The 22,489-nt window shown below is 56.2% G+C and carries 20 protein-coding genes; 5 read left to right on the forward strand and 15 right to left on the reverse strand.

From position 1 onward, the window contains the following. Positions 1 to 352: 352 nt before the first annotated feature. Positions 353 to 2,185, forward strand: coding sequence for a hypothetical protein (locus tag AB8B75_RS06570; RefSeq protein WP_405360822.1), 1,833 nt, complete (start codon positions 353 to 355; stop codon positions 2,183 to 2,185). Positions 2,186 to 2,339: 154 nt separating this feature from the next. Here the strand turns inward: AB8B75_RS06570 and AB8B75_RS06575 are convergent, their stop codons facing one another. Genes AB8B75_RS06575 through AB8B75_RS06605 form a run of 7 tightly spaced genes read right to left on the reverse strand, consistent with a single transcriptional unit; the run spans position 2,340 to position 8,431 of the window. Next, on the reverse strand, positions 2,340 to 3,605 hold the full coding sequence (locus AB8B75_RS06575) for an ABC transporter substrate-binding protein (RefSeq protein WP_405360824.1): 1,266 nt from the start codon (positions 3,603 to 3,605) through the stop codon (positions 2,340 to 2,342). Positions 3,606 to 3,620: 15 nt separating this feature from the next. Further along, positions 3,621 to 4,580: a branched-chain amino acid ABC transporter permease gene (locus AB8B75_RS06580; RefSeq protein WP_405360826.1), complete on the reverse strand. Its 960-nt coding sequence runs from the start codon at positions 4,578 to 4,580 to the stop codon at positions 3,621 to 3,623. Continuing rightward, entirely contained in the window at positions 4,577 to 5,491 is a 915-nt protein-coding gene (locus AB8B75_RS06585; protein ID WP_405360828.1) for a branched-chain amino acid ABC transporter permease, read from the reverse strand. Before AB8B75_RS06585 ends, AB8B75_RS06580 begins: the two co-directional genes overlap by 4 nt. After that, a complete protein-coding gene (locus AB8B75_RS06590) occupies positions 5,488 to 6,216 on the reverse strand; it encodes an ABC transporter ATP-binding protein (protein WP_405360830.1) in 729 nt (242 codons plus the stop codon). Before AB8B75_RS06590 ends, AB8B75_RS06585 begins: the two co-directional genes overlap by 4 nt. Beyond that, a complete protein-coding gene (locus tag AB8B75_RS06595; RefSeq protein ID WP_405360832.1) occupies positions 6,209 to 6,982 on the reverse strand; it encodes an ABC transporter ATP-binding protein in 774 nt (257 codons plus the stop codon). Before AB8B75_RS06595 ends, AB8B75_RS06590 begins: the two co-directional genes overlap by 8 nt. Further along, entirely contained in the window at positions 6,975 to 8,054 is a 1,080-nt protein-coding gene (locus tag AB8B75_RS06600) for an aldo/keto reductase (protein WP_405360834.1), read from the reverse strand. Before AB8B75_RS06600 ends, AB8B75_RS06595 begins: the two co-directional genes overlap by 8 nt. Then, the gene (locus AB8B75_RS06605; protein WP_405360836.1) at positions 8,051 to 8,431 is read right to left on the reverse strand and encodes a TIGR04076 family protein; all 381 of its coding nucleotides are present in this window, start codon (positions 8,429 to 8,431) and stop codon (positions 8,051 to 8,053) included. Before AB8B75_RS06605 ends, AB8B75_RS06600 begins: the two co-directional genes overlap by 4 nt. A gap of 202 nt (positions 8,432 to 8,633) precedes the next feature. Between AB8B75_RS06605 and AB8B75_RS06610 the strand changes: the two genes are divergently transcribed. After that, the gene (locus tag AB8B75_RS06610; protein WP_405360838.1) at positions 8,634 to 10,106 is read left to right on the forward strand and encodes an aldo/keto reductase; all 1,473 of its coding nucleotides are present in this window, start codon (positions 8,634 to 8,636) and stop codon (positions 10,104 to 10,106) included. A gap of 158 nt (positions 10,107 to 10,264) precedes the next feature. Here the strand turns inward: AB8B75_RS06610 and AB8B75_RS06615 are convergent, their stop codons facing one another. The 6 genes from AB8B75_RS06615 to AB8B75_RS06640 form a co-directional block, all read right to left on the reverse strand. Beyond that, on the reverse strand, positions 10,265 to 10,456 hold the full coding sequence (locus tag AB8B75_RS06615; RefSeq protein WP_405360840.1) for a hypothetical protein: 192 nt from the start codon (positions 10,454 to 10,456) through the stop codon (positions 10,265 to 10,267). 3 nt (positions 10,457 to 10,459) lie between these two features. After that, positions 10,460 to 10,864, reverse strand: a complete 405-nt coding sequence (locus tag AB8B75_RS06620; RefSeq protein WP_405360842.1) for a hypothetical protein — start codon at positions 10,862 to 10,864, stop codon at positions 10,460 to 10,462. A 36-nt stretch (positions 10,865 to 10,900) separates the two neighbouring features. Then, positions 10,901 to 11,188, reverse strand: coding sequence for a hypothetical protein (locus tag AB8B75_RS06625; RefSeq protein ID WP_405360844.1), 288 nt, complete (start codon positions 11,186 to 11,188; stop codon positions 10,901 to 10,903). 114 nt (positions 11,189 to 11,302) lie between these two features. Further along, complete coding sequence (locus tag AB8B75_RS06630; protein ID WP_405360846.1) at positions 11,303 to 12,970, reverse strand: tetratricopeptide repeat protein; 1,668 nt, start codon at positions 12,968 to 12,970, stop codon at positions 11,303 to 11,305. A gap of 314 nt (positions 12,971 to 13,284) precedes the next feature. Further along, complete coding sequence (locus AB8B75_RS06635; RefSeq protein WP_405360848.1) at positions 13,285 to 14,376, reverse strand: hypothetical protein; 1,092 nt, start codon at positions 14,374 to 14,376, stop codon at positions 13,285 to 13,287. Between the two features lie 125 nt (positions 14,377 to 14,501). Further along, positions 14,502 to 16,193 carry a hypothetical protein gene (locus AB8B75_RS06640; RefSeq protein WP_405360849.1) on the reverse strand — a complete coding sequence of 564 codons (1,692 nt, stop codon included), beginning with the start codon at positions 16,191 to 16,193 and terminating at the stop codon, positions 14,502 to 14,504. 328 nt (positions 16,194 to 16,521) lie between these two features. Here AB8B75_RS06640 and AB8B75_RS06645 point away from each other — a divergent pair, with 328 nt between their 5' ends. The 3 genes from AB8B75_RS06645 to AB8B75_RS06655 all read left to right on the forward strand — a co-directional run bounded on the left by AB8B75_RS06645 (position 16,522) and on the right by AB8B75_RS06655 (position 18,840). Beyond that, entirely contained in the window at positions 16,522 to 17,028 is a 507-nt protein-coding gene (locus AB8B75_RS06645) for an RNA polymerase sigma factor (protein ID WP_405360851.1), read from the forward strand. Beyond that, positions 17,025 to 17,789 carry an anti-sigma factor family protein gene (locus tag AB8B75_RS06650; protein WP_405360852.1) on the forward strand — a complete coding sequence of 255 codons (765 nt, stop codon included), beginning with the start codon at positions 17,025 to 17,027 and terminating at the stop codon, positions 17,787 to 17,789. Before AB8B75_RS06645 ends, AB8B75_RS06650 begins: the two co-directional genes overlap by 4 nt. A 430-nt stretch (positions 17,790 to 18,219) precedes the next feature. Next, the gene (locus tag AB8B75_RS06655; RefSeq protein WP_405360854.1) at positions 18,220 to 18,840 is read left to right on the forward strand and encodes a hypothetical protein; all 621 of its coding nucleotides are present in this window, start codon (positions 18,220 to 18,222) and stop codon (positions 18,838 to 18,840) included. Between the two features lie 140 nt (positions 18,841 to 18,980). Here the strand turns inward: AB8B75_RS06655 and AB8B75_RS06660 are convergent, their stop codons facing one another. After that, positions 18,981 to 20,252, reverse strand: a complete 1,272-nt coding sequence (locus AB8B75_RS06660) for an NAD(P)/FAD-dependent oxidoreductase (RefSeq protein ID WP_405360855.1) — start codon at positions 20,250 to 20,252, stop codon at positions 18,981 to 18,983. Positions 20,253 to 20,255: 3 nt separating this feature from the next. Next, complete coding sequence (locus tag AB8B75_RS06665) at positions 20,256 to 22,472, reverse strand: TRAP transporter permease (protein WP_405360856.1); 2,217 nt, start codon at positions 22,470 to 22,472, stop codon at positions 20,256 to 20,258. Positions 22,473 to 22,489: the final 17 nt, after the last annotated feature.

Here is a 22,489-nt window from a genome sequence, read left to right on the forward strand (position 1 = left end):
TCCGCGTAGTTATTTTTGCCCATTGCGACGGGCTTGGGGTGGCAAAAGCCGATAGTGCCGCATCTCGTACCAGACCACCTGACCCGGTTACATCGGGGCCAAGAATTGCACTGGTCGACCTATCCGGTCCGAAGCGGAGGGCAGCTGCCACGAATGTCTCCTTTTTTCAGCGTCCCAAGCATGGCATAAAAGAGCAGGGGTGCGCGCGCCGACGTAGTATGTCGAAGCGCAAAAAAAATGAAGCTGCTCCGGCCGGACCTGTGAGCTGCGTCGAGTGGCTGATTTGCTTGGGCGCGGATCCAGATCAGGCCTTCTTTGCACGGTGGGCCGTCAGCACGAATGGGGGATACCAATGGCATGTTTGATATCGATTGAAGGTACGGTTGCGTACCGTGCAGTCAATAATTCAAATGTAAACCGCATCGTGGTCTGGGGCACTGCACTGGACTGCACAGGTTTGACGGCAAATATCACATTCGGGGGCGATGAATTCCAGGCGTCTGCCAACTTTGTGGTGCCAGGCGGTTGGGTGGCATCCGTAGATGTATCCAACAGCGGGCTAAGCTGCGGGGAAATCGCCGATATAGACCTTGATGTCGTCTGCACGCAGGGCGGCGCCTGTAGCGCGCATACCAAGGTGGATGTTCTGCAGTGTCAGGCCGAAGGTGGCTGCCCGACCTGGGATAAGTTCAACGCCGCATTGGTGGACGCCAGCGATGCGGGTTGTATTGACGGTGCGCGACAAGTGCGGATAGAGGCGCGGTTGCCACCGGATGTCCCGCCCGGATTGGGCCCAATCTTCGCGCAGTTTTATACTCGCCCCATCGACGGGGAAGCGGAAATACCGTTGGCAGCGGTGGTGCCTGCGGCCGGTGAAACCATTTTTGCCGAAACCATGCTGTCCGGTGGTACCTACGCCTACGGGTTGCGCGTTTTTTCGCCAGAACCCTGCGAAGGGCCAACAGGGGTGATCGAAGTACCTGCGTGTCCTGGTGCAGAGTCGGATGATCCCGCGCTTTGCCCGCAAGTGACGCTGGGCAGTTTTTCCGTTGCAGAGCATTGTACGCCATCGCAGCAAAGGATGGTCACGGCATCGGCGGTGGTGACGCCGGAACCAGGGCATCCGGCCTCGGCACAGCTCGTTGTCAAGGACGTCGACACGGTTGTGTTGATCCTCGACAGTGCGGACGGCATGTCGGACGAGACGGTATTGAACGGAACTGGCCCGGTATCGCCCGGCGTTTATACCGTGGGTGTTGATGTCACTGATCCGCAAGCCTGCAATTACTCGGGCCAGCAAATGCGCGTGGCACTGTGCGGTGGCGGTGCGGACCCGGACAAGCCCGGTGGAGAAGTAGACCAGAACTGTCCTGAGATCACTTTGGATGCCGTCCAGGTATCCGATAGCTGCGCCGACGGGCAGCGGACGGTCACAGCCAGCGCTGCGGTGATGACGCAATCAGACTTTCCGGCTACAGCTGCGCTTGTGGTGAAGGACGGTGATGCAGTCATTGCCACGCTGGACAGTGTCGATGGAGCGACCGGGCCGGCGGATCTGGCTGGGAGCGCCGATCTTCCCCCCGGAGATTATTCGGTTGCGGTCGACGTGGCCGCGCCGTCGGGATGCAACGGCCAATCCGAACAGATCACAGTGGCACCATGCCCGGGTGAGGACACGGGCGGCGGGGACGGATTCCAGATCCCCTGGTGTCTGATCGCCTTGATTGTGGCTCTGGTGATCCTGATCCTGGGCGCGGTTGTCTTTGGCATCGCGTTCTGCGTGATCGGGTTTCTGACTAATCCCTATGCGATTGCCGTCGGCATAGCGGCCATCGTGATCGGTCTGATATTGCTTGTGCTGGGGAACATCTTGTTCCTGATCTGGTTGTTCACCTGCGGCAGTTGCCGTCTGAATTGCGGACATCTCAATTGGTTGCAAATCCTGTTCAGCACGTTGGCGGCAGGGTCGGCGGTTTTGGCCTTTATCGGTTGGCTGCTGGCGCAAGCCGGGCTGAGTGCGCTATGCTTTGTCGGTTGGGGGATTGATACGATTAACTTTGCTTTGCTGGCGCTGCTGGTCACCTATTGGCGCAAAGTCGCGGGATGCGATCCCTGGCCCCCCGGCTGGCCGCGCTGGTTGAGGATCACGCTCCCGCCCGCCTTGACCAATCTTTGCCGCCGCTAGTAATTGCATGACGTTAGAGGCCAATTGTACGCCGATGTCATGGACTGCGGCACTTGGTTTCAATGCGTTTAGAAACAAGCGTACCCATGAGAAAGGGCAGCCTTGCAGCGACTGCCCCTTCTCTTTACAGCGGCCCCTTGCATGGCCGGTGCGCCTATTTCACCGAGGCCATGAATGCATCTACGTCCTCAAGGGAAATATACCGCTGTTCCTCGGTGCCGCTGTCGGTAAAGCGCCACATCACAGCCGGGGCTGAGACATCGCCGTTGCCATCAAACCGGACGTTGCCAGTCGCCCCTTGGTACATCACCGTGCCGCCGCCAGAAAGGATTTCCTTTGCCTTGGCAAATCCTGCAGCATCGGCGCTGATGGGCATGCCTGCAGGGTCCGTCACAGTCTCGACCTTTGCGGCAATATCAGCGCCCGTCGCATCCTTGCCGGCCGCTTCCATCGCCAAAAGCGCGATCATTGTCGCGTCATAGCTGTTGGAAAGGCCCGGTCCATTGGGTTCTGTGCCGAACTTTGCAGAATACTGATCCACAAAAGCGGATGCGCTGTCGCTGCGGGGTGACGCCGTGTCCGTGCCGATTGTGTTGCCCAGATATTGCAGACCAACGTTATCGCGGAACTCATCTGACTTCAGAGCATTGGCGACGATCATGTTCTGCGTACCACCCAGCGACAGCCATTCCCGCACAACAGCCGTACCTTCCGTGGGATAAATCGCCAAATAGATGGCTTCCGGATCGCCTTTCAGAGCTTCCGTGACTTCAGCACGGTAGGACGGTTGCGCATCGTTGATGGCAATCGAGCCGGTGACAGAAATGCCCAAAGCTTCCAGATCCTTGGCCACCAGTTTGCCGATGTCCTGACCCCAGTCGTCGTTCTTGTAGAGAATGGCAACGGATTTGTATCCTTGATCCCGTGCCGCCATGGCCCCGACGGCGGCCTGTACGCCACTGGTTGCGAAGGTGCGGTAGAAAAGCCCCTCGGTCTTGCCTTCTTCCGACAGACCGGTGAAGGCTGTGGAAGATGAGCAGCACGACATCTGCATGACACCGGCGGGTACCGTGACAGAGGTCAGGATTGGCATCGACACGCCGCTGCTGACCGCCCCCAGCAGCAATTGGACACCATCCAGATCAACCAGCGCTTTGGCGGCATCTACGCCGACCTTTGGATCAACCTGGCTGTCGCGCAGCACCATCTCGATCTGGCAGCCCGCCACGCCACCGGCCTCATTGGCCAGATCGACCGCATATTGCGCCGTTGCCGCAATGGGCTTGCCCCAATCCACAGATGTGGGCAAGACCGCGCCGATTTTCGTGGTGCAGTCCTGCGCCAATGCGCCACCGCCCAGGGCCATCGTTGCCGTTGCGAGGCCAAGTGCGACCCCGATTTTTGTCAATTTCTTCGTCACGATCATTCTCCCGTTTTATGTTTGTGTCTTGGGGCGTCCCGATTGCGAGACAACCAGTTTTTCTGCGAACAGCCCTTGGGGTCGCCACAGCAGCATGCCGACAATGACGCAACCGATGAGGATGAATTGCAGCGATCCGGTGTAAAGCTGCACCTCCAGCGGCGCGAAACGTGACAGCGCCCAACCGCTCGCTGTCCAGGCTCCCCAGATCAGAAACGCCCCCATGATGGCCCCCTTGTTGTTGCCCGCGCCGCCGACGATCAGCATCGCCCAGATCTGAAACGTCAAAATGGGCAGCACGTCCTGAGGGCTAATGAAGGCATAGAAAGTTGCATAGAGTCCACCCGCCAGCCCCAGGATGACTGATCCGGTAATGAAGGCGGTAAGACGCACCCGCGTCGGGTTCTTGCCGAGCGATCTGGCGGCGGTTTCATCTTCGCGTATGGCGCGCAGCAACCGCCCGAAGGGGGAGCGGATCAGGCGTTCCAGAAAGAGGTAGGTTGCGATCATGAAGAGAAGAACAAAGATCAAGAACAGTATGTTATAAGTGAAACCATCCCCCAGAGCTTGTCGCAAAGGGCGCTCAAAACCGCGCAGACCCTTGGCTCCACCCGCAAGGCTTTCGGCGTTGCGCATCAGGTTTTCAAAGGCGACGGCAACACCAAAGGTCGCGATGGCCAGATAGTCATGGCGCAGGCGCAAGGTGAGGATGCCAACGATCCAGGCCAGGAGCCCTGCAATCACCATTCCGCCGAGGAGTGCCACTAAATAGGGCAGTTCAAACCCGCCCAGGTGATCAGATTGTGCCGTGCCGCCGAGGATCAGGGTGCCGTAGCCGCCTGCGCCAAAGAAGGCCACGACGCCGCCGTTGAAGAGCCCCGCGTTGCCCCATTGCAGGTTGAGGCCCAGCACAGCGATGGACAGGATCGCGGCAACCGTGGCAAAAAACACCAAATAGGACAGCAGCCCAATCATGTGCGTTCCTCGCCGAAAAGGCCGGAGGGGCGGATCATCAAAACGATCAGGATGATCAAGAAAGGGACCGAGGGGCTGTAACCTGAAGGCAGCACGACCAGCGCCATATTGGACGCGATGCCCACAAGAAAACCACCCAGTACCGCGCCGTAGATGCTGCCAATGCCGCCGACGATGGTGGCGGCAAAAATCGGCAATACCAGATCACGACCCAGCACGGGGTTGATTTGATTGTTGAGGCCGTAGAACACGCCCGCCGCCGCCGCGAGGCCGCCGCCGATGATCCAGATCAGCATGATCATTCGGCTGAGGTTGATACCCGAAACCTGTGCCAGTGCGGGGTTTTCGGCCACTGCGCGCAGGGCATAACCAAAAGTCGTGCGCGACAGCACCAGATGCAGGATCGCCATGATGACCAGCGCTGCGATCAGCGAAAAGACCTGATCGGGTTTGATCAGCAAAAGCGGATCGCGGCTGAGCACCGTGGCAAAGACGATGTCCTGAGAATATAGCTTGGAGTTCAATCCGAAAGACAGACCCAAGGCATTGCGGATGATCATGGCGACGCCAAAGGAGGCAAAGACCATAGACAACTCGCCACCCTTGCTGCGCACACGGCGAAAAACCAGCCGGTCGATCAAAACGGCTGACGCGCCAGTGAGCGCCATGGACAGGATCATCGCCAGCGACAACGCCCAGGTCAGACTCAACGGACCAACGGCATTGGCCAACGCGGGGTAGAGCCCTTTGAACAGCCCGTCGAACACCAGCGCTGAATAGGCACCGATCGACAATAGTTCTGCATGGCTGAAATTCGCGAACCGCAACATGTGCATGGCCATTGTCAAACCGATGGCCCCCAAGGACAGGATCGAGCCCACCAGTATGCCGTCGACAAGATGTTGTATCATGCCGGCGCCATGCGTTTGCCGCCCAGATAGATTTGTCCGACCACAGGATCGTTCATCAGATCTGCAGCGGTGCCGTCGACCTGGTTTCGCCCGTCCGCCAGAATATAGCAGTGATCCGCCAGCCGCAGCGCTTGTTTGACGTTCTGTTCCACAAGCAGAATTGTGACGCCCCTTTCGGTGAGCGCGCGGGCGTGTTCCAGCACTTCCTGTGCGGCCTTGGGCGAAAGACCGGCGGAAGGCTCGTCCATCAAGATCACCTTGGGTTTGATCGCCAACGCCATGGCCACCGCCAGAAACTGCCGTTGCCCTCCGGACAGTGACCCGGCTTTGTCGCGCTGCTTTTGCGCGAGGATCGGGAATTGCGCGAAGAGGGCGTCGCGCCGGGCTGGACCCTCCGGCCCGGTCTTGCGCAGGACCAGATCCAGATTTTGCCGGATGGTCAGACTGCGAAAAATATTGTCCGATTGCGGCATATAGGCGATGCCGTGCGCACCCATTTTATCCGGGCGCAGGTGTGTGATGACCGCGCCGTTGAGAAACACATCGCCGCCGGAGACGGGCACCAGACCGGCGATGGCTTTGATCAAGGTGGATTTTCCAGCGCCATTTGGTCCGATGATCACCGTGACCTTGCCCTCTTCGGCGGTCAGTGACACCGCGTTCAGGATCGGCAAATCCGGGATGTAACCGGCGACAACGCCGGATATTTGCAATGCGTCAGACATCCGTTTGCGCGCCTAAATAAGCATCCAGCAAGATCGGATTGTTTTGCGCCTCCTGCGCTGTACCCTCGAAAACGACCCGTCCTTCGGCCATGGCAATGATGGGATCGCAATGCTGCATCACGAAATCCATGTCGTGTTCGATGATCAGGAAGGTTTTGCCGCGCGCGTTCAACGCTTCGATCTTTTCGATCAGTACTTTCGTGAGGGAAGGGTTCACGCCCGCTGCCGGTTCATCCAGCAGGATCAGGTCCGGGTCACCCATCAGCACCCGCGCCAATTCCAGCAGTTTCTTTTGACCACCGGATAATTGCGCTGCCGCCTGATCGGCAAGACCCGCCAGCGTGACAAAGTCGAGCACCCCCAGGGCGCGCTCCCGGATGGCGGTTTCCTGTGCGCGCATCGGAGCGGATCGAAAGAAAGGGCCCAACAAATGCTCGCCGATTTGCGCCATCGGGGCGAGCATGACGTTTTCCAGCACGCTCATGCGGGCAAAGGGGCGGGGGATCTGGAAAGTGCGGCCCATACCCAAAGCAAAAAGTTTGTCCGGCGCAACGCGTGTAACATCCGCGCCGTTCAGGGCCACCTGTCCGGCATCCGGCGGCAGCATCCCCGTCAAAAGATTAAAAAGCGTCGTCTTCCCCGCGCCGTTCGGGCCGATCAGACCAGTGATGCTGCCGGTTTTGATATCCAGCGACACGTTGTCCACAGCCCGAAACGCGTCGAAGTCGCGGGCCACGCCACGCAAGGACAGGATCGGTTCAGCCATCCGTGCCCAGTACCTTGTCGTCTGGTTTGGTGTTGAGGTTGTATTTCATGATCCGCCCATGACGGCTGGTCCGATCCCGTTCCAACCCGTAAACATCGCCATTCGGCCCCTCAGCCTGCGAGAGCACAGCGCTCAATGTCGCATGATCCGCGTCATCCAGCGCCAGATCAAACACCTGCAGGGTTTGCGGCAAATGGCGCGCATAGCGCGCGCCGACAATGCAGGCGGCAACCTGGTTTTGGTCCAGCACCCACCGCGTGGCAACGGCGCTGAGTGAAACATTGTGGCGGTCGCCCACAAACTTCAACGCGCGCAACAAGGTCTGAAACCGGTCCCAGGGCCCGAATTCATCGATAATCAGTCGGTATTTGATCAGTGATCTGTTTTCGAAATCAAAGCCCGGATCCGGTTGACCAAGCCAGTTTTCTGTCAGGAAACCGCCCGCCAGAGTGCCGTAGCATAACAATTGAATGTCATGCGATGCAGACCACTCTGACATGCCGTTTTCAGGGCGGCGGTCCAGAACTGAATACTGCACTTGCGCCGAGGCGATATCATAGCCTGCGTCCAGAAACGGCTGAATTTGCTGACGGTCCCAGTTGGTGATTCCAAGGGTGCGTATTTTGCCCTTGGCTTGAAGGCTCTTGAGGATGTCCAACCCGGCGACGGCGTTGCCGAGGCTCAGATCCCACCAGAAAAACTGTACCAAATCCAGACTTTCGACCTGCAGCCGCCGCAAAGATCGATCAATGATCGCCTCGACTTCATGGGCGCGCAAATCGGACAGCCGCGTGAGGTCCGGGACCAGTTTTGTCTGTACGCAAATCCGGTTGGCCACCGTCGTACCGCGCCGCTGTCGCAGATCCGCGATAAAGGTCCCAATCATCTCTTCGACGCCGACATAGATGTCAGCGCAATCGAATGTGGTGATGCCTGCATCGACGAAGGCCTCCATGTCCCGGATCGCCGCGGCAGGGTCAACGGGCCCATGATCGCCGGCGAGTTGCCAGCCGCCTTTAATCACGCGGGATATGCGATGGCCCGGGCGCAAATCGCTTGTTTCAACGCTCATTGCGCGTCGGCTTTCCGCCAATAGGGAGTGGTGCGCTGATCTGGCAGGCCCGTTGTCTCTGCATGGTGGAAAAGCCGTTTCTCCCCGCGTGTGACCCTGAAACGCCCGCCACAATTGGGATCGGGACAGGCGATTTCCGCGTCTGTGGTCATCCAGTCCTGCGGGTCAGTGGCGCGTTGTTTGGCGGGCAGAAGCGGCAGCAAGGCGGCCAAAGCATACATCGACACTTTGCTGGGTTGGTCAAAAACCAGTAGCTCGCCCTCGACGCGGAAGCCTTCCCCCTCGATATGACGGCACACGGATGTACGGTCGCCGACAACGGTCTCGACCTTCAGATCATATAGCCAGAACGCATCTTTATCCGAGATCTCGTTCATCCCGCGCCTTTTGAAAATCTCCATGTCGGTAAGTCGACAAAATCCAGTATTTCCGAATTGTTGCGGGGTTCTTAGGGTGGTGTCAATCCGCTTGTGGTGCAAGGTGTCTCAGGTTCCATGTGCGGCCTGTTGAATGGACAATTGCGCCTGTCTGAACTTCGGCATAGCGTTTGCGAAGTGCATTCAAAACGGAGCTTCCAACATGTCCCACCCTGACCGCGTTGCGCTGAGCGACCGCTTGACGATCAGCCGGGCGCTTGTTGGGCTCTGGCAAGTGGCCGATATCGAAAAATCCGGTGAGGTCATGAACGCCGAAGCGGGTGCTGATCACCTCGCGGATTACCTGCAAGCTGGCTTCAACACTTTTGACATGGCGGATCACTACGGAAGCGCAGAATTGATCACGGGCGCTTTGCTGCGACGTGAGATCCCAGGCACAGACCGCCCGGTTGTATGTACCAAATGGTGTCCCAAACCTGGACCTATGACAAAAGAGGTGGTGCGTGCAGGGGTGATGGAACGGTTGCAACGTCTCGGGACGGATCGCGTTGATCTGCTGCAGTTTCACTGGTGGAGTTTTGAACACCCTGCGTGGCTCGATGCGCTGCATGAGATGACCAAGCTGCGCGAAGAAGGGTTGATCGGCGAAATCGGTGTGACCAACTTCGATGCAGCACATCTGCATGTGGCGCTCGCGGATTGCATCCCTGTGATCACCAACCAAGTCCCGTTTTCGTTGCTGGACCGTCGGGCGGCGGGACCGCTGGCGACGCTCTGTTCGCAAACCGGTGTGCGCTTGCTGGCCTATGGCACATTGGCAGGCGGCTTTCTATCTGAAAGGTGGCTGAATCAACCAGCGCCGGATGACATCGCCGATTGGAGCAAGATGAAATACAGTCGCTTTATCGATGTTGCGGGAGGATGGGATGCATTCCAGGCGGTGCTGAAGGTTGCGGCCGATGTCGCCCGGAAACACAAGGTTTCAGTTTCCAATGTGGCAACCCGATGGGTGTTGGAAAACACCGCGGTGGCTGGTGTGATCATTGGCGCCCGCCTTGGCGAAGATCAGCACCGCGCCGACAATCTCCGGATTTTTCAGTTTAAACTGGATGACGAAGACCGCGCCAGATTTGAAACTGTATTTGCCCGTACCCATCCACTGCCTGGCGATTGCGGAGATGAGTATCGCAAACCGCCGTTTTTGACAGCATCGGGCGATCTCAGCCACCATCTTGATGCAATGCCTAGCGCGGTTGCGGTGCAATCGGTACCCGGCCGACCGGACGAAACGCGTGTGCTGACGGGTAGCGAGTGGGAAGACATTGCCGGTTACTGTCGCGCTCATCGCATCGGCGATCGCATTTTAGTGTCGGGGACAACGGCCACGCAGGGCATCAGTGGCGTTGTGGCGCAGGGAAACGCTGAGGCACAAACGACTTTCATTCTCGACAAAATTGCATCTGCGCTTTCGGCGCTGGGCGCTTCAATGGAGGACGTGGTGCGGACGCGTGTGTATCTGACCGATGCCAACGACGTCGCATCGGTCTCGCGCGCGCATGGTCGGGTGTTCGGCGACATCAAACCTGCAAATACGCTTTTGGAGGTCGCCAATCTGATCGGAGACTACAAGGTTGAAATCGAAGCAGAAGCCATTCTGCAACCGGCTGAGCGATGATGAACTAGGCGTGTCGGACGTGCGCCTCACTTGGGTGTCATCGTTCGCTTGTAATGTGTGGAAGTAAGTCGCCAACAGATGCCAATGAGATCAATTAATTGGACTGTCCTTGCAGGCCAGCGTTGATCGAACTTTGAGTATTTGCCAAGCGATTGACGTCACAAGTTGGAAGCAGCGTCCGGAAACAACACGTCTTCGAGCTTGCGAATGGCCTCTTCCATGACAGCGGATGCTTCTTTGTTTTCCGCTTCTTGAAAGCACAATTTGATGTCTTCCAAAACGAATAAGGGCCAAAGCGGTTTTGGCAAAGATGCTTTGCGACGAAGTGGAACAACGTTCGATTGTGTCATGACCTAGTCAACTCCGTATTGCTCGTTCGAGCTTTGCCGCATCTCGGCCAGCATCTCTGCGATTTGCCCGTGGTTGGGAAAGGTTGTGAAATGCGCAACGACACCCAGTTGCTCCATAAGGTTATAAATCCATTTTGGATTGAAAACGGCAACGCTGAACAGGGGTGTGCCTTGCTCGCGTGCCAAAACGCTGACTTCTTCAAGTTCCTTGATGCTGTCTTTGTGACTGGGATCAGCCAGTACAATTACGCAATCAAATTGATTTTCGAGCAGCTGAGCGCAACCGGCATTCGCGTCTTCGCAAAACGGGTGGCATTCTGCCCGGCTCTTGAGTGTTTCAGGTATATTCTGCATACAACCGACAACGAGAACGCGATCGGTTGCCTCAGATCTTTCGTCAAAGGTCACGGGGCTTTTCCTACAATGTGATTTCAGTTTAATGTTTCAGTCATAGTTGCTGCCATCCAGGTCGCAGGCCAAGTGTCGAAGGCGTTCTGCCAAAAGCCCAAGTTGTACGACCCGCACGCCAGGATTGTTGACCGCTGCAATATCAGCAGCGGCATCAATCAATTCACCCGCTGCGCCGAGGTAAGCGCGATGCTTAAGTTCAGGAGACAGTGTCGCGGTCTTGACCGACACAAACGTCCGTACCGCTTCCATCAACGATGTTTCATAACCGGTGAATAAGTTGTCCAGGTCGTCTTGTGGACATGGCTTATTTTCGGATGCCATCCGGCACGTCTCCTCGCATTTAGCTGTGAAAGACCCGCTTTTATGGTTTTGAATCGAAAAGAATAGGTTATCTGGGGTTTGTAACGTGTTACAAATTCAAAAAATTACGACAAATCAATTGCCTGAATGATTTTCCAGCGCGCGCATCAAGCTGCTGTAGTAACCGATAATCCGGTCCGGTTCTTCTGTTTCGAGACATAACCGCGGTATTGTAATCGTAGCAAAGTGTGCTGGATCGAACCCGCCCCAATTTTGATCCTGCCGCGCAATAACGTCGGCCGCTTCTTTTGTGCGATCAAGCTGATTCAAGATCATGGCACGGCGCATGAAGGTGTAGGGTATTTGAAAAATACGCGCGGCGGCCTCTTCGGCAGCCAGAGCTTGCGTCCATTCTTCTCGGTAAGCGTGTAGCCAGCCGATCCACGTCAACGTCAACCACCGAATTGGATGATCTGCGGACAAGGCTTCGTCGAATGCAATTGCCGCTTTCAAGACGTCATCAGGTGCCACTGCGCAGGAGTACGGGATCACCAGATGCAAAAAGCGTGCCAGATCATGGGCTGGGTCCAATTCGATTACGCGTGCCATGGTGGCGCGGCTCTCTGCAATGCGGCCTGCGTGCCAGTGGGATTGCGCCACGTTAAAAACCACGTCTGGGTCCAGAGGCGACAGATCCATCGCGCGGCGGGCGTGATAAATTGCGCCTTCTTGGTTTTCGGCGGTATCTGCCGGGCCATGCACATTTGCCAAATAGGCAAGTTTGTCTGCCAGAACGGAATGCGCCGCGCCAAAATTGGGATCGCCTTCGAGCGCTTGCCTTGCAAAGGCTACGCGGGTTTCTTCCCAGACAACAGCGGATTGCGCGGTACCGGGGACCCAGGTGGCCAAAACGAAAAGAGCTTCAGGCGAGAGCGTGTCGGGATCAAGCTCTTCGAGCAGTTCCTTGGATGCGCCAAAGAGGCGAACGCGCAATTCCCGGGCAATGGAGTTCTCAATCGCCGCCATCAGCCCAGCAACGGAGCTTTCTTGCAGGGATTTGCTCCAGATCAATCGCTTGTTCGCAGTTTCAAAAAGCTCCGTCGTCGCGAGGAAGGATTTTTCATCCTCGATGATCGACAATCTGACCTCAAAACGAGGCGCCTGTCCGGCTGCGTTGGATCCGGACGCGTCAAGGATGGTAATGGTTTTGGATTTGGAAAGCGCATTGGAGAGGCTGGATTGAACTTGTGTTGCCACGTCTACCTCGGAACCCAGTGACCTCACAGCAACACTAATGGCGGCAGCGCTTTGTCCCGAATGGCGGCGCAGGTCATCCTGGAAAAAGATCAAACCAAAGCCGAAAAGGGCAACCAGAGCGGCAAGTCCGACTATGAGAGTTGATCTTCGCCGTGTCCGAGACGTGGAAACAGGTTCTGGAACAGTCTCAACTATGTTTGACCTGCGCAGCATTATGGTCGGGCGATAAGTACCTTTTGGGATATCAACAAAAATGCGCGTGGTTGCAAATTCACTGGCTTCGAAAAGCGCAAGTGCCGTGCGCAAACGTCCCATTTCCACCCTGACGACACTATCGGAGGCGGGATCGAAGTCCATTGGCTTGCCAAAGATGTCCAGGCCTATTGAATAGGCCTTCAACATGTCTCCCTGACCAAGAAACTCTGATCTTATCAGATGATTAAGCAACCGAATGCGACGCTTGCTGCGCCCCAATACCCCTGAGGCTTCCACTTGTGCGATGAATTCATCAAAGTCTGCTTCGTAAAAGTCACTTGAGAGCGTCAAAACAAGCCACCTCTAATGTGTCTTCGCGCACATGACAAAATCCAAAAAGGCGCGAGCTAAGTAATTCAACTCAGCATGACATATCACGCGTACAGAACAACCTTGAATGGTAGATCAGTGGGGATTCTTGGCTGGCTGAGCCTTGGATTCCGGCACCATTTTCTGTGTCCGTGATTGTAAAGCCAAGAACGCGAGATTTGCGGAGCTGGAAAACTCAGGATGACCCGACTTTGCTCTTTTGCAAGCAAAGTCATGCAACGCGTCCTGTATGGCCCAATGCAAGACCATATGTCAGCCATCGGTTTTTTTTCTTGTCAGGACTTCGACCGTAAGCCAATCGCTTTAGAAATCGCGGCCAATGTGTCTCGCCGCACACCGTCATCTTCAATTTCTGCTGCAATGACGTTAGCGAGAAAAATGTCGTGGCTGCGGACCAATCGATCATGGAAGGCATTTACGTTTGATGAAATGGTTGCCTGCAGGCGCAGCACGATTGCGGCGACAACATTGATCATGATTGCATTGGCCGCGCCAACGGCGGCAATAACCAGCTTGGAATTTTGCTCGGTTGCTGAACTGGCCACGACAGCGTTGATGGTCCAAATCGTGATGCATATACCCGCGATGATGCAGAGCACGGCGACACCAATGCTCACCCGGCTATTGAATTTATTCACGGCATAGTAGCTGCCCAGATTCCTTTGGTTGATCAACAGGAGTTTTCGCGCGCGAGATGCGTCGGGCTTGTCTTCCACAGGCATGATTTCATGCTCGATTTCCAACCGCTCAAGTTCGCGACGCGCACTTCGGGCAGACCTGAACCGGGTCAGAGCCCAGCCGAACAGAACCAGCCCGATCAACCCAATGGAAATAACCTCCAACTCATATTCATAGAGCTCGGCCTCAGTGTATCTGGTACCACCATGGTATTCCCGCAGGAAATCTTCGATGGAAAAACCAAACCATACCAGAAACGTCAGCGCCACTGAGCCCAATATGATGCCGGATGCCTCTGCGTATCGGGCGCGGTTACGTACAATGCGCATACGTTTGCGAGATACGATTTCACGGCCAAGAAAGCTAAGTCTGGTTTTTTGCGCTTCGACGTCGTTTTCCGCGTCGCTCAGGTCCAGACCGTAGAGTTCAGGACGTTCGAATTCGAGCCTTTCTGCTTCAAGGTCACGGGCCTCATCGCCTTTTCTCATAAACAGAAAAAGCAATATGACACTGCCAATCTGGGCAAAACTGATGACCTCAAAGCTCAGCCCCAAAGCCGCGCCCGGCACGGATAGCAACAGCAGCAGGATCGCGCAAACCAGATAGGCTTTCCACCAACGATCCACTTCGCGTTTTTGTACTACGAGATCATCGGCATGGGATTGAATGAGTTCTGAGGCTTTGGACATATTGAAAAGTGATCGAAGAAAAATGCGATAAAAGAACGCCGCGAAAAGCGCATTTTTCAATTAACCTACGCATTCGGCGCAAAATCAAGCATTATCTATAGTTGTAGGTCAGCGCTCCACATCGATCATACGATGTAGCTCGGTGTCGGTCCGGTGTCTTCTTCCTGCGCGCGCACATTGTCGTCGAATGACCCGGTTATGGCCATTTCATAGACAGTTTCGTCGCTCCAGTCGTAGATACCTGCGACGCGTTTTCCGTAGGCAATCTGTTTGGCGTATTTGATCTCGTTCTCATCGCGGGTTGCGGCTGGGGCCTGTGCCGGTGGTGGGTTGTTTGCTGGTGCGGGCGCAAGATCGGGCTGAGGCGGCGGATTGTTCGCAGGTGCGGGCGCCAGATCAGGCAGGGGCGGCGGATTGTTTGCCGGCGCTGGCGCAAGATCGGGCCGGGGCGGCGGGTTGTTTGCCGGTGCGGGCGCAAGATCGGGCAGGGGCGGCGGGTTGTTCGCTGGCGCGGGCGCAAGATCGGGACCATTTGCCGGTGCCGCACCGGCAGCATTAGGGTTTTGCTCTGGAGGTTTCTTGCCTAGGGTCTCAAACTGGTCCGCTGTCCGGACCGCCTTGGCACCAGCTATCCCGACGCCGCCCGCGCTGGCCACTGCCTTGGCTGTGCCGGCGGCAACTTCGGTTCCCGCCGAGATCGCAGAGAGGCCATCGACGAGCCCCGCCCCTGCAGAGAAACCGGCAGCGGCCACTTCGATCGCATGCGCAACCGCTGACAAACCACGCAGGCCCTTCACGAATACTGAAGGCTTTTTCCCGGTTTTTGCGTCAACCGCATCGGCGAGGGCCGTCGCCAATGCGCGCACCGATTTGGCAATGGCAAAAATCATCGAGGGGATTTTATAGAAAGACGTTGGGTCCGCCATCAAGGCACCCACGAGAGCCACACCCGCCTCAATCGTTCGAATGGTGTCTATGGCGGCAAGACGTTTACCCTCGGGTGCGTCTTCTTGATACATCAAGTACCCACGCCCGAATTTCAAAGCGCCCACAACCAGCGCCAGGATGGAGGGTACGACGAGGGGTACCGCACCGAATCCAACACCGGCGACCAAACCAGCCACGCCCGCAATAATGGTCAGGCTGGCTTCGGCCATCACCAGACCCGCCTTCATTTTTTGGGTAAGCGGGAGTTTAGGGAGCTTCAGTCGCTGTGCAACCGGTGCTGCGTTTTGCCACCGCGCTACAGTACTTCGGTTGCCTTGATGCATGACGCCATGCGGGGCCGCCTTGGCTTGCAGTGATCCCTGCCACCTTTGGTAATCCTTGCGCGACATCTGCGTCACGGAAGCGCCCATCTGTTGCGAATATGGAGTGTCGATGGGCGTGTTTTTTGCGCCTATCAAGGCGGGATATTGCACGGCCCCATGGTTTGGCACTTGGCGTTGCAATGGTGTCGAACCGCGCAAGCCGGCATATTTGCGCGGGTTTTGCCGGCTGTCCGCTGCCGTGCCATTGAGTTGGTGCATATGCGTGCGTGTTTCGGCGCGGGGCAAGGTTTCTATGTCGCGCTCGGAACCGGCGGCATCGGCGGCTGCTTGCAAACGAGCAATGCGTTGCACGGCGGGTTGTGTTTGGGCTTGTGCTTGCAATGAAAAGAGGCGGGTCGTGGTCGGAGCGCTGTGCCGCTGTTGGAATTGATCACCCGCGGTCGTGCTCGGGCCTCGTTGAGCGAGATCTTGCTTTTGCGACCGATGCTCCGCGTTCCTGCGTTCTTCCTGGGAGGCTGCCGCGTTTGACTTTGCCTGATATGTCACCGAGTTTTCCTTGTTTTGACACGAGGTAGCTGACTGTAAAATGATCAATAAAGTGAAAATTTTCGTAAATAATCTACTAATGCGCGAAAAAATTCAGACCTGGCCTGTTTCGGATACATTGAGCCGTTCAGCTGTCGTCAAGTACTGGCGTTCAGATTGACCCTGAAGTTTTTGAACGGCGGAAACCCATGTCAGTATTCGAGTATTGGAAGCGAAGCATGCAGTGCTTGAATTGCCATCTGCGTGCGGCATACTTAGGGGGAGTTGACATAACGCAAACAATCCGGATCAAAACCATCGCGATCCTTACATCGGACAATGGACGAATATGACATTCGATCAGTTCAAATCCGAAATGATCGCGCTGCTGCCGAGACTGCGCCGCTTTGCGCTCAGTCTGACGCAGTCTGGTCCAGATGCCGATGATTTGTTGCAGGATGCTTGCGCCACCGCCCTACAGAAATGGGAACAATATGATCCGGCGCAGCCGTTGGACCGTTGGATGTTTCGGGTCCTGCGCAATTTGTGGATTTCTGAGATTCGCAAACGCAGGGTCAGGTTAGGAGCAGGGCAGGTGGCCGCGGAGGAGGCAACTGAACTGCGCGTTGAAGACACGGCAACTGATACCATCGCGGCGAAACAGGTGCGGGGGCACGTTGAGGATTTGCCGGAAAACTTGTCGCAACCGCTCCTGCTGGTCTGCGCGGAAGGCTATAGTTACCGCGAAGTCTCGGAACTACTCGGCATTCCCATTGGGACCGTGATGAGCCGCATTCATCGCGCACGTACAACTCTCGTGTCCGGATTGTCCGCATTGGAAGGCGTCGCAGAATGACGGATCTATCAGTGACACTCAGCGCCTATCTGGATGGCGAATTGGCCCCAAGCGACGTCTCTGACATTGAAACGCGCCTTGACAGCGATCCCGCGCTCCAAGCGCAATTGGATGCTTTGATCCAGGCACACGTTGCCGCTGAAGAGCAGTTTGACGCCCAATTGTCGCAACCTATTCCCTTGTCGCTCGTCAAACAAATCAAGGACACGCCGCTGCCTGACATGCAGGCACCAGTGCGACCGGTTTGGGGGGCTTTGGCCGCGAGCCTTGTTGCCTTGCTTATTGGCGGCGCTGGTGGATATTTTTACAAAGATCAGTTGGTGCAGCAACAACCTGCCGAGTGGCTGGCTGCGGTTGCGGACTACCACGGAGTCTACGCCAGCCAGGGCCGCCACCTTGTGGAGGTTGGTGCCGAAGAGGCCGAGCACATTGAAACCTGGCTTGGTAATACCGTCGGTGCAACTTTCTCGATCCCGGATTTGAAGGAATTTGGGCTGACATTTGAGGGTGGTCGCCTGTTGGTAGCTAATGGCAAACCGGTGGCGCAATTGATGTACCGGCAGGAAGACGGCACAGTCATAGCGCTCTGCTTGCAACGCAGTGCCGCGTCTCACGATGGCCCACCGCAATTCAAAGAAACCTCGCTCAACGGCTTTGATTTTGTTTCCTGGCGCACTGATAGCACAGACTTCGTGGTGATCGGACCGAACGGTCAACCCAACCTGAATGCGGTCGCCATGCGCGCTGCTCTTGATATCTAGTCCTTAGATGCCAGGTTGGCCTGCGCGCTGCGCCTCTCAGGTTTGGAGACGGACTCCAACTCCTGTAAATTTTCGCCAAATGCGCGAATATTCTTGAAGCTCCAAACGTAATCCAACCAGCAACGGGGAAAGCCCTCGGAGCCAGAACACCATTTGGGTTATCAAAGGAGCACTGATTATAGATGTTTTGATAAACCCATGGCACGCTGTGCAGGTCGTCGTGGCTGCTGTATTGATGCTGCAGACATTTGCCGAAGCAAAGCTTATTGTTTTCACGGCTACTGGCAATGCACCCGATCAAATTCAACAGGAAGTGGATGATTTTTGAGACCGGCTCGGGGATTTGAACCCATTTGAGCCGTAAAACTTTGCCGATGGACGCCGACAGATTAATTGCGATGCGTCCCCTGATGCGATTTCGGACCCGAATGTGTTTCCACCCGAATTTTTTAACGGCGATGCGGCCTCTCGGACCCGAGGTATAGAGTTCAACGGAAATGATGAGGCTGCGAGCGGGGGAAAAGGCGCGACCGGATTTCAACTTTCATCCACTGCCGCATCGGGTCAACCGATTGAATTTGGTTTCGTAGAGAGTTTTCAAGCCTTCAGCCCGGAACGTTTGTTTGCGCCAACAGGTGGCACAGTTTTTGACGTTTTGTTTTTCGACCCGGTGGACCAAAAGACGCCCTCTGTGACCGATGGGTTCGGCGCGGTGTTTACCAATATAGTGGACAACGACAGCGTCTATTTAAGTTTCTACGATCAGAATGATGTCTTTCTGGTGCAGGAGTATGCGCGCGACTCCGATGCCGGTGGCTTGTCTTTTCTGGGCGCGTCTTTTGACAACAGCATTTTGTCCAAGGTAACCATTTCTGCGGGGTTGTCTGCAACCGGAAGCCCGTTTGCGAACGGCGAAAACGTCGTTGTTATGGATGCCTGCATTTTTGGCGAACCCATTGGCGTTGCGCCGGCCCCGGCTTCAGTTTTTCTGCTTCTCAGTGCGTTCGTGCCGTTGGTTGTTAGAAATAGACGCAATATTAAAACGGCCTAGCATACGATCCAACGACTTTTGTTAACGAGTACGTCGCACGACGCGATACGGCCGATCCGGAACGCATGCCATGGCCCGTCAATGAGGCTCTAGCTTATGTCGGCCCAACTGTTTACGGCAACGTTTTTTGCGACCGCGCATCACTCGCCGTATCTGGAAAAAGAAACCGACGAAAGGTCTTCATTCGGCGATTGACCAGTGATTAGTTTGACGGCCAGTCGGGCGGTTTGCGGTGCCATGCCGAAACCATAGTGGCTGTGTCCAAAAGCGCCAAAGAGACCGTTGAATTTTCCAAGGGGCCCGATCGTCGGCAGGTTGTCCGGGTAGGAGGGACGCACCCCCATCCACTCCACTTGCGGTTCGGTATTAAGGCCGGGCAACAGACGTTTGGCCAAGGGCTGCAGGGCTTTGGCACGTGCGTAGTTGGGCGCTGCGTCCGGGTCGGCAAACTCTGCTGTGCCGGCAATCCGAACGCCGGTTGTCATTTCGCTTAGGATGATTTTGGCATCGCCGTCCGAAATCGAATTGTTGACGGTGACTTGTGGATCTTTGAAGATAAGGTGATAGCCGCGCTCTCCGATCAATGGCAGGTTTATGCCCAATGGTCTCAAGAGTTTGGAAGACCATGCGCCCGCAGCGAGGAGCAGCCGCTGGGCAAAGAGTTCACTCCCTTCGCACTGCAAAACAAATCCGCCGTTTTCCTTCGGGACAATGGCTTTCACGTTTTGGTGCAAGATCACGCCGCTCTGATTTTCAAAATGACGTGCCAGTACCTTGCATATCTCACCTGGATCCATGCAGCGGGACTGGTTTTTGGTAGCGACGCCAAAACGGATTTCCTTTGAAAGAAAAGGTTCGATTTCCCGTAGTTCGTCGCCGGTCAGAACTTCGAGCTTTGCGCCGTGGCGCTGTCTGAGGCGCGACCCGATGTCCTGTAAGTCTGGCCGCCTCGGACTGCGTGACACCGTGATCATATCGCTGCTGCGTAACAGATCCGGGCGACCGGCTTCCCCTAGAAGGCCTGCGTAAATCTCCTGATTGTCCCGCACGAGATAGGCCATCGCATTCGAGATCCGCGTGGCCTCTTTAGCGTTTGCATGTCGGAAAAACGCCGCGACCCAGGGCAATGTTGTCGGCAGATCGCGCCAGCGCACTTTTACAGGGCCGTGTGGGTCAAGAAACCATTTTGGAACGCTTTTCCATAGGCCGGGCAGAGCCTGCGGTACGACTGACCAGGGCGACACCACCCCGGCATTGCCATGCGAAGTTGCTGCACCGGGGGGAAGGCGGTCAACGATCGTGACCTGATACCCGGCCTTGATGGCTTCGAGGCCTGAACAAATACCGACAATACCTGCCCCTATGATGGTCAGTTTCTTCGCATCCACATCGCGTGGCACAGGGCCTGTCATGGGCTAGGCTTTCACACTTTTGTCGAAGCGCAAATACTGTCCCATTACAACAGGGGCCATGATCAGGATTGCGACGAGATCCGCCCCCAGACTTGGGGCAATAAAAATCAGCCCGGCAAAAGCGGAAAGCCAACGCTCCCACCAATGCAAGGGCGCAAACCAATATCCCACCACGGCAACCGAGAGCGAAATGACACCTGCGATGCAGCTTGAAGCCGTGTAGGAGAACTCCCAGAGGTCAAAACCGGTGGATGACACGAAAAGGAGCACCGGCGCGTAGACAAAGGCCATAGGCGCCACGACCTTGCCCAGCCCAAGGGTGAAGGCCGAGATGCCTGTGCGAAAGGGGTTGGAATTTGCAATCGCGGCTGCCGCGTAGGCGGAGGTGCAAACAGGCGGAGTGATTTCGGCCACGACCCCATAGTAGAGCACAAACATGTGGCTGGCGATCGGTGGCACTCCAAGCTGGGCCAGCGCGGGCTGCGCCACGGACACCAGCATGATATAGAGAGCCGTGGTTGGCACACCGGCACCCATCAGAATGCAGGCCAGCGCAATGAACACCAGGCTGATAAAGAGGGTCAGATCCTCGACTGTAAAGAGGGTCCAGTCCCCGAAAGTAAAAAGCCAGGCCAGATCATTGCCCAGGTTTGATGCCGCTTGCGTAACCATGAATCCGATGCGAAACCCGACACCAGTCGTATTGATGACCCCGATCACGATCCCTACAGCGGCCGAAGCGGCACCAACGGCCAAAGCGTATTTGACGCCGGTTTCGAATGTATCGCTCATTTCGGGTAGGGTGATCGGCTTTTGCGGATTGAGCGTTGCTATGATCGCACCCGCGATCAGGATCGCAGACATTGTCAGATCAAACCCGCCGCCAGTGAATTTCCAGACGACAAACCAGATGAATGCTGCGGCGTAAATCAGTGTCACGGGTTGTTTGAGGCGGCTCATGCCAGCCACGAGGGCCAATGAGATCCCGCAAAACGCCGACATATAAGGCGTGTAACCTGAAAAGAGCACGACAAGGAGGCCGATGAGAGGAACGATGTTTGCCCAGCCGTCACGCCAGACGGCTCCGAGGCGGGGAAGGGCTTCTTTGGCCAGACCTTTCAGGCCAAGCTTGCGCGCCATCAGGTGCACCACCGTGAAAACCCCGACATAATGCAACAAAGCCGGAAAGATCGCAGCGATAACGATGGTGGTATAAGGAAGCTCCAGAAACTCCGCCATGATGAAGGCCGCAGCGCCCATGATCGGGGGTGTGATCTGGCCTCCTGCCGAGGCCGCGGCCTCTACGCCGCCTGCAAAATGGCCGGGATACCCCAAACGTTTCATGTTTGGAATAGTCAGCGCCCCTGTAGACACGGTATTGGCCACTGAAGACCCTGAGATGGTTCCAAAGAAAGCCGAAGATACGACGGAAACCTTGGCTGGGCCCCCGGTGTAGCGGCCCGCAAGGATCGTGGCGTTATCGATGAAAAGCTGACCCAGACCTGTGCGCTGCGCGATTACGCCGAAGAGTACGAAATGGAACACGATTGTCGATACAACCCAGAGCGTGACCCCGAAAATGCCCTCCTGCGGGAAATACATCGAGGACACGAAGGTGTTGAATTTCACCCCGGGATGCTGGAGCAGCCCAGGAAAATAAGGGCCAAAGAGCGCATAGGAAATGAAAATGCTGATGATGAAAGGAAGGATCCAGCCCAAGGTTCGGCGCGCAATATCCAGCACCAGAACAATCAGGATGCAGCCAAAGAGCATGTCCCAGATATTGGGGTTGCCCATACGGAACGTCATTTCTTCGACGCCCAGCCATGAAATGCCGCGCCAGGCAAGGCCCAGATAAAGCGCGGATGCCACGCCCAAAACCATCAGCAGAATATCGAAGTACGGCACGCCCCCCAACCGTAGCGCGCCCGAATTCAGATCAAAGGACGCTTTGTTTCTGGTCATAGGGTAGAGCGCATAGGTCAGAATAAAGAGGCCGGTCAAATGCCAACCCATGTGCCAATAGTCCGGTGGCAAAGCAAAGCCCGCAGTCAGGTAGTGGTAAATCGCGTAGGTCAGAGCCACGTATCTGAGGAATTTTCCGAAGCCCGGTGTGACAGACCGTGTCGCCGCACCTTCGTCGTATTTTTTCTCAATCTCGGCGAGTTCTTCTTCCGTCAATTCCCGGAATTCATCAGATTTGTCTTGTGGCTGGTTCATGTCAGGCACCTTTTGCG

This window comes from Roseobacter sp. (assembly GCF_045106495.1).
GTDB lineage: Bacteria > Pseudomonadota > Alphaproteobacteria > Rhodobacterales > Rhodobacteraceae > Roseobacter.

Bases quoted from the DNA above. Each gene is read 5' to 3' on its own strand.
- AB8B75_RS06570 (WP_405360822.1), top strand. From the start codon at position 353: ATGGCATGTTTGATATCGATTGAAGGTACGGTTGCGTACCGTGCAGTC.
- AB8B75_RS06580 (WP_405360826.1), bottom strand. From the start codon at position 4,580: ATGATTGGGCTGCTGTCCTATTTGGTGTTTTTTGCCACGGTTGCCGCG.
- AB8B75_RS06585 (WP_405360828.1), bottom strand. From the start codon at position 5,491: ATGATACAACATCTTGTCGACGGCATACTGGTGGGCTCGATCCTGTCC.
- AB8B75_RS06590 (WP_405360830.1), bottom strand. From the start codon at position 6,216: ATGTCTGACGCATTGCAAATATCCGGCGTTGTCGCCGGTTACATCCCG.
- AB8B75_RS06595 (WP_405360832.1), bottom strand. From the start codon at position 6,982: ATGGCTGAACCGATCCTGTCCTTGCGTGGCGTGGCCCGCGACTTCGAC.
- AB8B75_RS06600 (WP_405360834.1), bottom strand. From the start codon at position 8,054: ATGAGCGTTGAAACAAGCGATTTGCGCCCGGGCCATCGCATATCCCGC.
- AB8B75_RS06605 (WP_405360836.1), bottom strand. From the start codon at position 8,431: ATGAACGAGATCTCGGATAAAGATGCGTTCTGGCTATATGATCTGAAG.
- AB8B75_RS06610 (WP_405360838.1), top strand. From the start codon at position 8,634: ATGTCCCACCCTGACCGCGTTGCGCTGAGCGACCGCTTGACGATCAGC.
- AB8B75_RS06615 (WP_405360840.1), bottom strand. From the start codon at position 10,456: ATGACACAATCGAACGTTGTTCCACTTCGTCGCAAAGCATCTTTGCCA.
- AB8B75_RS06625 (WP_405360844.1), bottom strand. From the start codon at position 11,188: ATGGCATCCGAAAATAAGCCATGTCCACAAGACGACCTGGACAACTTA.
- AB8B75_RS06635 (WP_405360848.1), bottom strand. From the start codon at position 14,376: ATGTCCAAAGCCTCAGAACTCATTCAATCCCATGCCGATGATCTCGTA.
- AB8B75_RS06645 (WP_405360851.1), top strand. From the start codon at position 16,522: ATGACATTCGATCAGTTCAAATCCGAAATGATCGCGCTGCTGCCGAGA.
- AB8B75_RS06650 (WP_405360852.1), top strand. From the start codon at position 17,025: ATGACGGATCTATCAGTGACACTCAGCGCCTATCTGGATGGCGAATTG.
- AB8B75_RS06660 (WP_405360855.1), bottom strand. From the start codon at position 20,252: ATGACAGGCCCTGTGCCACGCGATGTGGATGCGAAGAAACTGACCATC.
- AB8B75_RS06665 (WP_405360856.1), bottom strand. From the start codon at position 22,472: ATGAACCAGCCACAAGACAAATCTGATGAATTCCGGGAATTGACGGAA.